Below are 12,331 nucleotides of genomic sequence, written 5' to 3'. Positions count from 1 at the left end.
CCTCCGCCTCTCCGCGTCTCTTGCCGGTCGTCGAGCGCAACCAGGCTTTCGCTGCGGGCCGAAGGTCGCGTACGGGGCCAGGTTCTGGGCGTCCCCGACGAGTTACCCATGTACGTGCGAAATCAGTTGGCCCCGTCCCAGACGTTATCAGTGGCGTTCGGACCCAATTCCACCCGGGAGTTCGACGGATCGGCAGTCCGCATGCGAGGATTCATGCCGTGCCGCTGGCACAGCGGCGGGTTTCGCACGATCCGCCGGTGTGGCAATCCGCCGTAGTGTAATGGCAGCACCTCTGATTTTGGTTCAGATAGTTCAGGTTCGAGTCCTGGCGGCGGAGCACATCGGCACGATGGCTTATCGTTGGCCGCGCACATCACTGGCACGATGACAGGCAGCCGAGGGAGATCCATGCCACAGCAGACCGCCGTCGTCGTTCTCGCAGCCGGTGCCGGGACGCGAATGCGGTCGAAGACTCCTAAAGTGCTGCATTCGCTGGCCGGTCGAAGCATGCTCGCGCACGCGCTGCATGCGGCCAACGAGATCGACCCCGCGTTCCTCATTACCGTGGTGGGACACGACCGCGAACAAGTCGGCGCAGCGGTCGCCGACGTCGCCGCCGAACTGGGCCGCGACATCACCACCGCCATCCAGGAAGAACAGCTCGGAACCGGCCACGCGGTGCAGTGCGCGCTGGCGTCGGTTCCGGCGGATTTCACCGGTGACCTGCTGGTCACCTCCGCCGACGTGCCGCTGCTGGACGGGCACACCCTGTCCGCGCTGCTCGACGAGCACCGCAGTTATCCCGAACGCTCCGCGGTCACGGTGCTGACCTTCGTGCCGGACGACGCGAACGGCTACGGCCGCATCGTCCGCAATGCCAAGGGCCAGGTCATCGAGATCGTCGAACACGCCGACGCCACCCCGGAGGAATCGGCGATCACCGAGGTCAACTCGGGTGTCTACGCCTTCGACGCGGCGGTGCTGCGCACCATGATCGGGCGGCTGTCCACCGCCAATGCCCAGCATGAGCTGTACCTGACCGACGTGCTGCGGCTGGCCCGCGAGGCCGGACATCCGGTGCACGGCGCCCGGCTGCTGGACGCGGCCAAGGTCACCGGGGTCAACGACCGGGTGCAGATGTCGGAGGCGGCGCGCACCCTCAATCGCTACATCCTGGAACGGCATATGCGCGCGGGGGTCACCATTATCGATCCCACAACCACCTGGGTGGACGCGGGCGTGAAGATCGCCAGGGACGCCGAAATCCGGCCGGGCGTGCAATTGCTCGGCGGCACGGTGATCGGTGAGGATGCGGTAGTCGGACCGGATTCCACACTCACCGATGTGGTCGTCGGTGACGGCGCGCGCGTTGTTCGGACCCACGGTGATCAGGCCGTGATCGGTCCCGGCGCGAATATCGGGCCGTTCAGCTATCTGCGCCCCGGCACCGTGGTCGGCGATTCCGGAAAGCTCGGCGCATTCGTCGAAACGAAGAATGCCTCGATCGGCGCGCACTCGAAAGTGCCGCACCTCACCTATGTCGGCGATGCCACCATCGGCGAGCACAGCAACATCGGCGCCTCGAGCGTTTTCGTCAATTACGACGGTGTGAAAAAGCATCACACGGTGGTCGGCTCGCATGTGCGGACCGGCAGCGACACCATGTTCGTCGCACCGGTGACCGTGGGTGACGGGGCATATACGGCGGCGGGTACTGTGCTGCGTAGAAGCGTTCCGCCGGGGGCTCTGGCGGTGTCGGGCGGACCGCAGAAAAATATTGAGGGCTGGGTGCAGCGACACCGTCCAGGGACGGACGCGGCGCGTGCGGCGGCGGAAGCCATCGCGGCCAAAGAGATGTCGGGTCAGGCAATCGAGCAAAAGGATGGCAAACAGCAGTGACCGCGTCATGGATCGACAACCAGAAGAACCTGATGCTCTTCTCGGGACGCGCTCATCCTGAGCTGGCCGAGCAGGTCGCCAAGGAACTCGACGTTCACGTCACTCCGCAGACCGCGCGCGACTTCGCCAACGGCGAGATCTTCGTCCGCTTCGAGGAATCCGTCCGCGGCTCGGATGCCTTTGTGCTGCAAAGCTTTCCGGCACCGCTGAACCAGTGGCTGATGGAACAGCTCATCATGATCGATGCGCTCAAGCGCGGTTCGGCCAAGCGCATCACCGCCGTGCTGCCGTTCTACCCGTACGCGCGTCAGGACAAGAAGCACCGCGGCCGTGAGCCCATCTCCGCCCGCCTCGTCGCCGATCTGCTGAAGACCGCTGGCGCGGACCGCATCATCACCGTCGACCTGCACACCGATCAGATCCAGGGCTTCTTCGACGGCCCGGTCGATCACATGCACGCCCAGCTGCAGCTGGCCGAATACGTGCGCAACAACTACAGCCTCGAGCACATCACCGTGGTCTCCCCCGACTCCGGTCGCGTGCGCGTCGCGGAGAAGTGGGCAGACTCGCTGGGCGGCTCGCCGCTGGCATTCATCCACAAGACCCGCGACCCGCTGGTGCCCAACCAGATCAAGGCCAATCGCGTGGTCGGTGAGGTCGAGGGCCGCACCTGCATCCTGATCGACGACATGATCGACACCGGTGGCACCATCGCGGGCGCGGTCAATGTGCTCAAGGCGGCCGGTGCCGGTGACGTGGTCATCGCCGCGACGCACGGTGTGCTCAGCGATCCGGCCGCCGAGCGCCTGGCCAGCTGCGGTGCCAAGGAGGTCGTGGTCACCAATACGCTGCCGATCAGCGAGGAGAAGAAGTTCCCGCAGCTGACCGTGCTGTCGATCGCGCCGCTGCTGGCGCGCACGATCCGCGAGGTCTTCGAGAACGGTTCGGTCACCGGACTTTTCAACGGCAACGCTTGACCGCCTCCCCGAATATTTAGGCCATACCAGTTGGGAGCCGCACGGCCTGCGTTCAGGTCCTGCGTCAGGTGCCCGGCTGCGTTCTGGGCGTGCCCGGTGAGTTACCCATGTGCTCACGAAATCAGGCATTGCGCATGAAGGTCGTGGCGGCTCGGACGATGTCCGAGCCGCCATTGTCGTTCGGGTGTATACCCTTGTGCCAGTTTGGCGCCGATCTTCTCGATCATCAGCTTCTCCTGCCTGGCCGCCACTGTGCTGTCGGTCGTGATGTTCTGCGGCTCCCCATCGTGATCACCGGACCGGCGGGCGTCGTCCTCGGCATCATCTGCCACAACAAGGGCGAATCCCTTGGCAAATGAGCGGCCACCGCCAACGGCGCGGTGCTGGCGAACGCGATCATCCTGGTCATCGCCGTTGTCGGATTGCTCGGCGGCTTCAGCCGAGCGTTTGCCGATCGCCGCTCGCAACCATCGGATCCCCTGTTGCCACCGAGGTCACGGGGGATACTGGGGGTATGGACCGCGACCCACTCGACTTGGATATGGGGGACGACAGGCAGGAAGACGATATCCGCGCGTATCGGCGCAATATCGAGGATCCGCCCGATGACCTGCACATTCGCTATCGCGAAAACGACGATGACGGCTGGCTCGGCATCGGCGACGAACTCGAACAGGAGTGGACCGCGCAGCAGCAGGCCGCCGAACTCGCCGAGGAGGACGAACGGCCTGCCGAGGCGGCAGCGATGGAGATCGTCCGCGACATCGACCTGTAGCGCACCGCCCCGGCGTGGCATCCCGCAGCCGCCGACACGAGGAGAGTTCGATGACCACTCCGCAGGATCCCGAGCGCGATGCCGAGCCGCCCGAGCAGCCGGCGGCCGATAAACCCGCGGCCAGCGAGCCCGAGCCGGTCGAGTCCACGGATACGGACCGGGCGACACCGGCGGCAACCGGGCCGTGGGAGTCAACGCAGGCCGAGCCTGCCGGAGCGGTTCCGCCCCCATCCGCCGCGCCGGATTCCGCGGCGCAGCCGGGGAACGCGCAGACACCGGCTCAGCGCGCGGCCGCCGAAACCGCACCCGATCTGGCGATGCCACCGCAGCCGTCGAGCGCGGCGGCCGATGATCTCTCGCAGCCTCAGCCATCGGGCCCCGCGGGTCCCGCCCGACAAGAGTTGGGACAGAGTGCTCAGCAGGGCCAACCCTCGGACAGCACGGGCGCACCGAACCAATCGCCGACACCGCCGCAACCGTGGGGCCCCGCGGCCGAAACACCATACGACCAGCAGCCCTATCCGCCGGGCACCGTCTATCCGCCGATCGGGGACACCGCGCCCGAATTACCGTACAGCCGCTATCCCGGTGCCTACACCCAGCAGCCCTATGAGCCGTACCGCAAGACGGGCGCACGGTCCGACAGTCAGATCCTATCGATCATCGGCTTCGTCTGCGCGGGCATCTCGTTGCTGTTCTGCCCGTACCTGTTCGGTCCGATGGGCATCGTTCTCGGCATCATCGGCCACCGAAAGGGCGAATCCCTCGGCAAGTGGGCCGCCATCGCATCGGCGATCTCCCTGATTGTCGGACTGATCATGGTCTTCACCGTCTTCAGCGGCAGCATGGTCCCGGACTCCGACTGACCGACCACCGTCTCGATGCATCGGACACGCGTCGTAGCGTTGTACCCATGAGTCGATTCGGCGGATTCCCGCTCGCTGGCCTGGACTGCTACGCGGATCTCGCATCGGATGGGCGCCGTCCGAGCTCTGGACTGTGCGCTGGCGCTAGGTTGTGCGCATGAGCGGATTCACTGGTTTCCCGCTGGCGGGACTCGACTTCTACGAGGATCTGGAGGCCGATAACTCGAAGGCCTTCTGGACCGCGCACAAGGATGTGTACGAGGAGGCGGTCAAGGCGCCGATGGTCGCGCTGACCGCGGAGTTGGAGGCGGACTTCGGCACCGCCAAGATCTTTCGGCCGTACCGGGACGTGCGCTTCGCCAAGGACAAGGTGCCCTACAAGACGGCCCAGGGCGCGGTGGTCGGCGTCGCACCGGGTACCGGCTGGTATGTGCAGATCAGCGCGGCCGGATTGTTCGTCGGCGGCGGATTCTATGCGGGTTCGCCCGCCCAGATCGCCCAGTTGCGCGCCACCATCGATGACGAGGTGCGCGGCGCGGAGCTGGCGGCGATCCTGGCGAAGCTCACCAAGGCCAAGTTCACCATCGGCGGCGAGCAGCTGAAGACCAAGCCGAAGGGCTACGACGCCGACCATCCGCGCATCGATCTGCTGCGGCACAAATCACTCACCTGCAGTAAGGAATTCGGCGCACCGGCCTGGCTGGACAAGCCCCGGGCCGCCAAGGAGGTCCGCACCGCCTGGGAGACGATGCGGCCCTTCATCGAATGGCTCGGCGCGGTGGTCGGCGCCGCGCCCGACCGGTTCTAGCTGCGCGCCGCGAGCACGAGGGCGAATCGGTCATCCGGGTCGGTCCAGACCTGTTCGGTCTTGAAACCGGCGGCGGCCAGTTCGGCGTCGAGTCCGTCGATGCGGAACTTGGCCGAGATCTCGGTGCGCATCTGCTCGCCGCGGGCGAACTGGACGGTGAGATCCAGCTCCCGGACGGTCACGGTCATATCTTCGGTTGCCTCCAGGCGCATTTCGATCCACTCGTGCTCGGCATCCCAGATGGCGACGTGGGCGAACTTATCGGGCTCGAAATCGGCGTCGAGCCGATTGTTCAAGACGTGCAGCACATTTCGGTTGAACTCGGCGGTGACACCGGCCGCATCGTCATAGGCCGGTACCAGTACCGCGGGATCGATGACCAGACCACCGCCGAGCAGCAATCGCTCGCCCGGCTCCAGCACGTCGCAGATGCTGGACAGGAATTCGGCGCGTTCGGCGGGCACCAGATTGCCGATGGTGCCGCCGAGAAAGGCGATCATGCGGCGGCCACCGCCCGGCAGATTGTGCAGGGTGTCGGTGAAATCGCTGACCACGCCGTGCACCGCGAGACCGGGAAACTCGGCCGCGATCTCGGCCGCGGCGGCCCGCAGCGCCGAGGACGAGACATCCTGGGGAACATAGGTTTTCAGCGGACCCTCGGTAGTCAGCGCGGAAAGCAACAGCCTGGTCTTGGCCGCCGAACCCGAGCCGAGTTCGACCAGGACCTCGGCCTGCGCGGTGCGGGCGATCTCGCCGACCACCCGTTCCAGCAGCGCGCGTTCGGTGCGGGTCGGGTAGTACTCGGGGAGTTCGGTGATCTGCTCGAACAGTTCACTGCCGCGGGCGTCGTAGAACCACTTGGGCGGCAGCCACTTCGGGTCCGCGGTCAGGCCGAGCCTGGCATCCGCGCGCAACGCCGAGGTGAGGTCGTCATCGGATAGGTGGATCTCCAGCGTCGGTGCGGTCATCGGAGTGAGCCTTTCGTGCTTGGGACAGTGAGCAGGGGTGCCACCGTCAGCGCGCCGGGGCTGGCGCTGACCAGCTGCCGATCCGGAATCGGCTGCCAGCGTGGATCGTCGTCGAAGGGTTCGGAGCATAGAATGGCGAAATCGTCGGTGACCAGGGCCGACAGTGAGTGGGACACGGTGGTCGCCCACAGCTGCTGACCATCACCGAGCAGCAAATTCAGTCTGGCGTTCGGCGATCGGTCCAGTACCGCGGCCACGAGCAGACTCAATGCCGCCGGTGCCGCCGCCCATGAACCATCGGGCGAGTCGGTGGACAGCAGGCCGCGCAGAATCATCCAGAGTGTCGCCGAATCGGTCGCGGATTCGGCCTCCAGCAACTGCACCGGCTCGAAGAGCTGCCCCGCGCCGAGTTCGGATGCGGTGGAGCCGAATTCCTCGGCAACCGCGCTGAGCGCCCGGCGCCAGTCCGGTATCAGGCCGTTGAGGCCGAACGCCCAGCGGCCGTGCGTGAACGGCGCACAGGCGCTCCGCTCGACCGGCATACCCACGCTGGCCGAACGCACCGCGGCCAGCACCGCCCACGATTCCAATTGCGGCAGTACCTCTTCCACCGCCGGATCGGTCCAGATGGGCGCCGGATTGCGATACCGGCTGACGGTCACCGCGTCATCGACTTCCCGCCACCAGGCCACACCGAACCCGTCGGCATTGATCGTGCCGCCGCCGCGCATATCCTTCGGTGCCCACGCCTGAGTCCGCAGGGAATGCGAGCCGAGCGTCAGCATGTCGCCGACGCGCACCGTGGGACCGACGTAGCCGAGCTGTCGACACATCAGCACCCACCTCCCGTGGTCACCGGTCGGCCGCGGAACTCGACTGCCGATATCCTCACTCGCCCTCGCCTTTTCGCAGATCGCGGGCCAGGCGGAAACCGGAGAAGATCTGGCGGCGGATGGGATGGTCCCAATTGCGGAAGGTGCCGCGGCAGGCGACCGGATCGGTGCCGAAGGAGCCGCCGCGCAGGACCCGGTAGTCACCGCCGAAGAAGACATCGGAATATTCGGCGTAGGGGAACGCACGGAAGCCCGGATAGGCCTCGAAACCCGATGCGGTCCATTCCCATACGTCACCGATGAGTTGATGCACTCCGGCCGGGGAGGCACCCGCCGGGTACGCACCGACATCGGCCGGTTCCAGATGGCGCTGACCGAGATTCGCGGTGGCCTCGCCCGGTTCGGCGTCACCCCATGGGTAGCGGCGCGACGTTCCGGTCTCCGGATCGAAGCGGGCCGCCTTCTCCCATTCCGCCTCGGTGGGCAGGCGCTTACCGGCCCAGGTGGCGTAGGCCTCGGCTTCGAACCAGCAGACGTGCAGCACCGGCTGGTGCGGACGCACCGGGGTCATCACGCCGAAAACCCGACGCCACCAGTGCCCGGCCGGATCGCGCTCCCAGAACTGCGGCGCGACCAGGTCCGCCTGCTGCCGGTGCGCCCAACCACCTTCGGACCACAGTTCCGGCCGGTCATAGCCGCCGTCGGCGATGAAGGCCAGGTACTGCGCATTGGTGATGGGTGCGGTGTCGATGGCGAAGGCGGGCACGTGCACCGGATGCGCCGGGCGCTCATTGTCCAGTGCCCACGGGTCGGTCGAGGTGCCCATGGTGAATTCGCCTGCGGGAATGATGACTTCGCCACCGACCGGATTCGGCGCCGTGGGCGATGCCGGTGCCGACAGTACGGCGGGGCCGGTGCGCAACTGGTGGGTGGCGAGCATGGTTTCGTCGTGCTGCTGCTCGTGCTGGGCGATCATGCCGAAGGCGAATCCGCCGTCGACCAGTGGATCACCGTGTAAAGCGCTGGTGTCCAGCACATCCCAGACCTTGTCGCGCACGGTACCGACATAGCCACGGGCCTGGGTCGGGTCGAGCAGCGGCAGCTCTGGACGATTGGCGCGGGCGTGTTTGAACGCGTCGTAGAGCTCATCGATATCGGCGCGCACCGCTTCGCGCCCGCCGACATCGCGTACCAACCACAGCTCTTCCTGGTTGCCGATATGGGCGAGATCCCAGACGAGCGGGCTCATGAGTCGCGAATGCTGTGCGACCAGTTCCGCCTCGTCGAGGTTCGTAAGTCCGACGGTGCGCTCCCGTGCGCGGGTGAGCACTTCGGCGATCCGGTCACGCAATCGCTCGGTGCCGGAATTATCTGTTGCGGGGTACTGAATGGTCACGATGAACATCTCCGGAACTCGTTCTGGCCAGCGACTCGAAGCGGCGGTCTGCGCCGCGATGCCTCGGTCATGGGCGGTCCTCGTGCTGATCCGCGGGCTGCGAAGCGAGTTCGCCGGTCGGGGTGCGACCGCTGCGACATCGCTCGGCCGCGGACTCGATCTCCCGGGCGGCCGACGGACTCGCCGCATGGGCCGTGGCCAGGGTCAACAGCTCCACCGCGACGGCCCGGATCTCCGGATCGGCCAGCCCGCAGCGGGCCGCGTCGAGCCAACGGCCCGCGATCGGCGCGGCGACCGCGCTCGCCTGGGCGACGACATCCGGGGACGACAGCAGGGCGTCGAATACGTGGATCGGAACGGTCCAGTCGTTCTCCGGCTGGGCGTCCAGATAGCGGATCTCCAGATGCCCCGAGGCCCGCACCGGCGGGAACAGGGTGGTCAGGTGGTAGTCGAGATCGCCGAGCTCAGGGCGACGTCCGATCTCGTCGTCCAGCGCACCGGACAGCCAGTCCGCGAAGGTCGCGCCCGGCGGCGCGGCCCAGCCGATCTCGCCATCGCCGTCTACGCCATCGGGGCCACGAACGCACAGCAGCGGGACATCCAGGGCCCAGCGTGCATAGCCCTGGACCGGATCGGGCCAGGACTCCGCCGCTGGACGGGTGCGGGCATAGTCGAGGCGCAACCAGCTCCGCATGCGCTGGGATGCCCACGCGCCAACGGGCGCACCGCGCAATTCCGGCGAGCAGGCGAAGGCGGCGACCAGCGTGGGACCGATGGTGTAGAGCGCATTCCATCGGGCGGTGACCTCGGCGCGGTCGGCACCGGCATCGACGCTGACCTGGGTCGCGGCCGTATTGCACATCATCAATTTGCCGAAGGGGCCGATACCGCCGAAGGACTCTTCCATGGCGCGATAGCGCGGTAACCGCAATACCCGCTTGGGGCGGCGGTCCGCATCGGCGGCGGCGGAGACGGTGCGGATGGATCGGGATTCGAGCAGATCCCGCAGCATCCTGGCATCAGCGGACAAACCCTCGCACAGCTGCGCGGCAGCGGCGAACGGGGCGCTGGAAAGTTCGATCTGACCGCCGGGTTCGATGGTGACCCGGCTGCCCCCTGGCAGCGAGAGTGCCGGCGAATCGGGGGCGATGGACCGCGGTGCATAGGGTCCGAGTGCATCTGCGAGTGCAGTCAGCTGCGGGCGGGGGGCGGCCAGTGGACCGGACGGCGAACACTCACCCTGCACGGTGAGCCACTCGAGTTCGGCGCCGATGAGCGTCGGTGGGCCCAACTTGAAGCAGATCTTTTCGATGTAGGCCTCGGCCGCAGCACGTGAGGACAGTTCACCGTGCTCCAGCGCGATGACCCGCTCCGGGTGCTCGAGCGTAACCGCCATACCAACCTCCACCATGTGAACCGGATACCCGTAGTCGGGGTTCGTCTGCCGGTAGTTGTCTCGGTAGTTCTGTATCGCCGCGATTGCTCGTCGTATTCCAGTGCGCCGACCCAACCCAGGGTAACGAGGGGCACCGACAAAAGATGTGACAAGAATCTGAATTCATGGTCACGCCCGGCCAGCACCCGTGGCCCGGCCGCCGAGCTGCACCGCCCCCGCGCGACGGCGCGCTTGGCCCGTTTCGGCGATACTGTCGTCGACATGCTGGACGAGAATCGCGTACGTGCCGATACCCCGGGCTACGAGTCCGGATCCGACCTGGTCTTCCTCGATAGCGCGGGTTCGTCGCTGCCGCCACGGATCGTGCTCGACACCGTCATCGGCCATCTGCGGCGCGAGGCCGAAATCGGCGGCTACCGCGCGGCGAATGAGCGACTCGACGACCTCGCCGCCGTGAAGTCCGATATCGGCGCGCTCATCAATGCCGCTCCGACCAGCATCGCGCTCAGCGACAGTGCCACCCGTGCGTGGGCCGACTTCTTCTACTCCGTCCCGCTCGCACCCGGCGACCGCATTCTCATCTCGGGCGCCGACTACGCCAGCAATGCGATCGCCGCCCTGCAGCGCGCCAAGGCCACCGGTGCGGTGGTCGAGCCGATTCCCAGCGACGGCAGCGGTCAAATCGATCTCGACGCACTCGCGGAGCTGGTCGACGAGCGCGTCAAGCTGGTATCGGTGCTGCACGCCCCGACCAATGGCGGCCTGGTCAACCCGGCCGCCGAGGCCACCAGGATCGCGCATTCGGTCGGTGCGCTCGTACTACTCGATGCCTGCCAGTCGGCCGGACAGCTGCCGATCGATGTGGCCGAATTGGGCGTCGACGCGCTCTCGGTCACCGGCCGCAAATGGCTGCGCGGGCCGCGCGGCACCGGATTCCTTTATGTGCGACCGGAATTGGCCGCGTCGATGGAACCGCAGCGGCTGGATCTGCACAGTGCTCAGTGGACCGGCCCCGACGCGTACACCATGCTGCCCGACGCGAGCCGGTTCGAATTCTGGGAATGCGATGTCGCCGCCCGTCTCGGCCTCGGCGCGGCCGTGCGGTACCTGCTCGACCTCGGACCCGAGGACGTCTATACCGCGATCGCGGCCCGTGCCGAACATCTGCGCAAAGCGCTGCCGGAAATATCCGGAGTCACGGTGCGCGATATTGGCATTCGGCACAGCGGCATCGTATCCTTCACCGTCGATGGAATTCCCGCCGTCGAAGTGCGTGATCGCCTTGCGGCACAGAACATTACGGTGACAGCCAGCCATGCCAGCTCCACCCTGCTCGATATGACCGCGCGCGGACTCGATTCGGTGGTGCGCGCCTCACCGCACTGCTTCGTCGGCTTCGAGGAACTGGACCGGTTCGTGACCGCGGTCGCGGCGCTCTGATGTCCCCCAGGGAACTGGTCGTCCTCGGCACCGCGAGTCAGGTTCCGACCAAGCAGCGCAACCACAATGGCTATCTGCTGCGCTGGGGCGATGAGGGCATCCTCTTCGATCCGGGCGAGGGCACCCAGCGCCAGATGACCCATGCGGGCGTCTCGGTCACCGACATCACCCGGATCGCGGTGACGCATTTCCACGGCGACCACTGCCTCGGACTGCCCGGCATCATCCAGCGGATCAATCTGGACAAGGTCGCCCATCCGGTGGACGTGTACTACCCCGCCTCGGGCGAACAGTTCTTCGAACGACTGAGCAATGCCAGCGCGTTCTACCGCACCATCGACCTGCGGGCGCATCCGATCGCCGATCCCGGTGCGCTGGACGCGCCCGGCGCACCGTTCGTCCTCGAAGCGGTCGCGCTGTCGCATCCGGTCGAGGCCTTCGGGTACCGGCTCACCGAGCCGAGCGGTGTGCGCATCCTGCCCGAACAACTCGCCGAGCACGGCCTGCACGGCCCGGCGATCGGGCAGTTGCAACGCGCGGGCAGCATCGAATACGACGGGCGCACGATCACTCTGGCGGATATCAGCGAGCCGCGACCTGGACAGAGTGTGGCTTTCGTGATGGACACCAGGATGTGCCCCGGTGTCGAGATACTCGCCTCTGGCGTGGACATGCTGGTAATCGAGGCGACATTCCTGGACGCCGACGCCCACCTCGCCGAAGAATATGGCCATCTCACGGCCGGGCAGGCGGCCCGGGTCGCCGCCGAGGCGGGTGTGCGCACCCTGGTGCTGACCCATTTCTCCCAGCGCTACCGCGACCTCGACGGCCATCTCGACGAGGCGTCCGAGTACTTCACCGGTGAGATCGTCATCGCCACCGATCTCGCGAGAATCCCACTCCCCCAACGCCGTTAGCTCCACGACGGCGGTCCGAGCCAGCTCACACCCGGCTGTGCGCAGGCTCGGATCGC

12 protein-coding genes and 1 tRNA gene are annotated in these 12,331 nt (G+C 66.7%); 8 read left to right on the top strand and 5 right to left on the bottom strand.

Annotated features, from left to right (window positions below):
- The first annotated feature begins 266 nt into the window (after positions 1 to 266).
- The 3 genes from ABZ293_RS00930 to ABZ293_RS00920 all read left to right on the top strand — a co-directional run bounded on the left by ABZ293_RS00930 (position 267) and on the right by ABZ293_RS00920 (position 2,876).
- A tRNA-Gln gene (locus ABZ293_RS00930) sits at positions 267 to 337 on the top strand.
- 71 nt (positions 338 to 408) lie between these two features.
- A complete protein-coding gene (gene glmU, locus ABZ293_RS00925; protein ID WP_355176660.1) occupies positions 409 to 1,899 on the top strand; it encodes a bifunctional UDP-N-acetylglucosamine diphosphorylase/glucosamine-1-phosphate N-acetyltransferase GlmU in 1,491 nt (496 codons plus the stop codon).
- Complete coding sequence (locus ABZ293_RS00920; protein WP_354951356.1) at positions 1,896 to 2,876, top strand: ribose-phosphate diphosphokinase; 981 nt, start codon at positions 1,896 to 1,898, stop codon at positions 2,874 to 2,876. The genes glmU and ABZ293_RS00920 overlap by 4 nt, the downstream gene beginning before the upstream one ends.
- A 113-nt stretch (positions 2,877 to 2,989) precedes the next feature.
- Here ABZ293_RS00920 and ABZ293_RS00915 read toward each other — a convergent pair whose 3' ends face one another.
- Positions 2,990 to 3,343, bottom strand: coding sequence for a hypothetical protein (locus tag ABZ293_RS00915; RefSeq protein ID WP_355176659.1), 354 nt, complete (start codon positions 3,341 to 3,343; stop codon positions 2,990 to 2,992).
- Positions 3,344 to 3,390: 47 nt separating this feature from the next.
- Here ABZ293_RS00915 and ABZ293_RS00910 point away from each other — a divergent pair, with 47 nt between their 5' ends.
- The 3 genes from ABZ293_RS00910 to ABZ293_RS00900 all read left to right on the top strand — a co-directional run bounded on the left by ABZ293_RS00910 (position 3,391) and on the right by ABZ293_RS00900 (position 5,325).
- A complete protein-coding gene (locus tag ABZ293_RS00910) occupies positions 3,391 to 3,651 on the top strand; it encodes a hypothetical protein (protein WP_354951352.1) in 261 nt (86 codons plus the stop codon).
- Between the two features lie 50 nt (positions 3,652 to 3,701).
- On the top strand, positions 3,702 to 4,517 hold the full coding sequence (locus tag ABZ293_RS00905; RefSeq protein ID WP_355176658.1) for a hypothetical protein: 816 nt from the start codon (positions 3,702 to 3,704) through the stop codon (positions 4,515 to 4,517).
- A 157-nt stretch (positions 4,518 to 4,674) separates the two neighbouring features.
- Positions 4,675 to 5,325, top strand: a complete 651-nt coding sequence (locus ABZ293_RS00900; RefSeq protein WP_355176657.1) for a DUF2461 domain-containing protein — start codon at positions 4,675 to 4,677, stop codon at positions 5,323 to 5,325.
- Here ABZ293_RS00900 and egtD read toward each other — a convergent pair.
- The 4 genes from egtD to egtA all read right to left on the bottom strand — a co-directional run bounded on the left by egtD (position 5,322) and on the right by egtA (position 9,918).
- Positions 5,322 to 6,293 carry an L-histidine N(alpha)-methyltransferase gene (gene egtD, locus ABZ293_RS00895; protein WP_355176656.1) on the bottom strand — a complete coding sequence of 324 codons (972 nt, stop codon included), beginning with the start codon at positions 6,291 to 6,293 and terminating at the stop codon, positions 5,322 to 5,324. The genes ABZ293_RS00900 and egtD overlap by 4 nt on opposite strands.
- Positions 6,290 to 7,126 carry an ergothioneine biosynthesis protein EgtC gene (gene egtC / locus ABZ293_RS00890; RefSeq protein ID WP_355176655.1) on the bottom strand — a complete coding sequence of 279 codons (837 nt, stop codon included), beginning with the start codon at positions 7,124 to 7,126 and terminating at the stop codon, positions 6,290 to 6,292. The genes egtD and egtC overlap by 4 nt, the downstream gene beginning before the upstream one ends.
- 55 nt (positions 7,127 to 7,181) lie before the next feature.
- The gene (gene egtB / locus ABZ293_RS00885; protein WP_355176654.1) at positions 7,182 to 8,522 is read right to left on the bottom strand and encodes an ergothioneine biosynthesis protein EgtB; all 1,341 of its coding nucleotides are present in this window, start codon (positions 8,520 to 8,522) and stop codon (positions 7,182 to 7,184) included.
- A gap of 67 nt (positions 8,523 to 8,589) precedes the next feature.
- Positions 8,590 to 9,918: an ergothioneine biosynthesis glutamate--cysteine ligase EgtA gene (gene egtA / locus ABZ293_RS00880; protein ID WP_355176653.1), complete on the bottom strand. Its 1,329-nt coding sequence runs from the start codon at positions 9,916 to 9,918 to the stop codon at positions 8,590 to 8,592.
- 261 nt (positions 9,919 to 10,179) lie between these two features.
- On the opposite strand from egtA, the gene ABZ293_RS00875 reads away from it, so the two are divergent.
- The gene (locus ABZ293_RS00875; protein ID WP_355176652.1) at positions 10,180 to 11,358 is read left to right on the top strand and encodes an aminotransferase class V-fold PLP-dependent enzyme; all 1,179 of its coding nucleotides are present in this window, start codon (positions 10,180 to 10,182) and stop codon (positions 11,356 to 11,358) included.
- Positions 11,358 to 12,275, top strand: a complete 918-nt coding sequence (locus ABZ293_RS00870) for a ribonuclease Z (protein ID WP_355176651.1) — start codon at positions 11,358 to 11,360, stop codon at positions 12,273 to 12,275. The genes ABZ293_RS00875 and ABZ293_RS00870 overlap by 1 nt, the downstream gene beginning before the upstream one ends.
- Positions 12,276 to 12,331 lie beyond the last annotated feature (56 nt).

The sequence above is a fragment of the Nocardia sp. NPDC005998 genome, assembly GCF_040614395.1.
GTDB lineage: Bacteria > Actinomycetota > Actinomycetes > Mycobacteriales > Mycobacteriaceae > Nocardia.
Note: the sequence above shows the minus strand (reverse complement) of the source record. Positions and strands in the feature narration are given on the sequence as shown.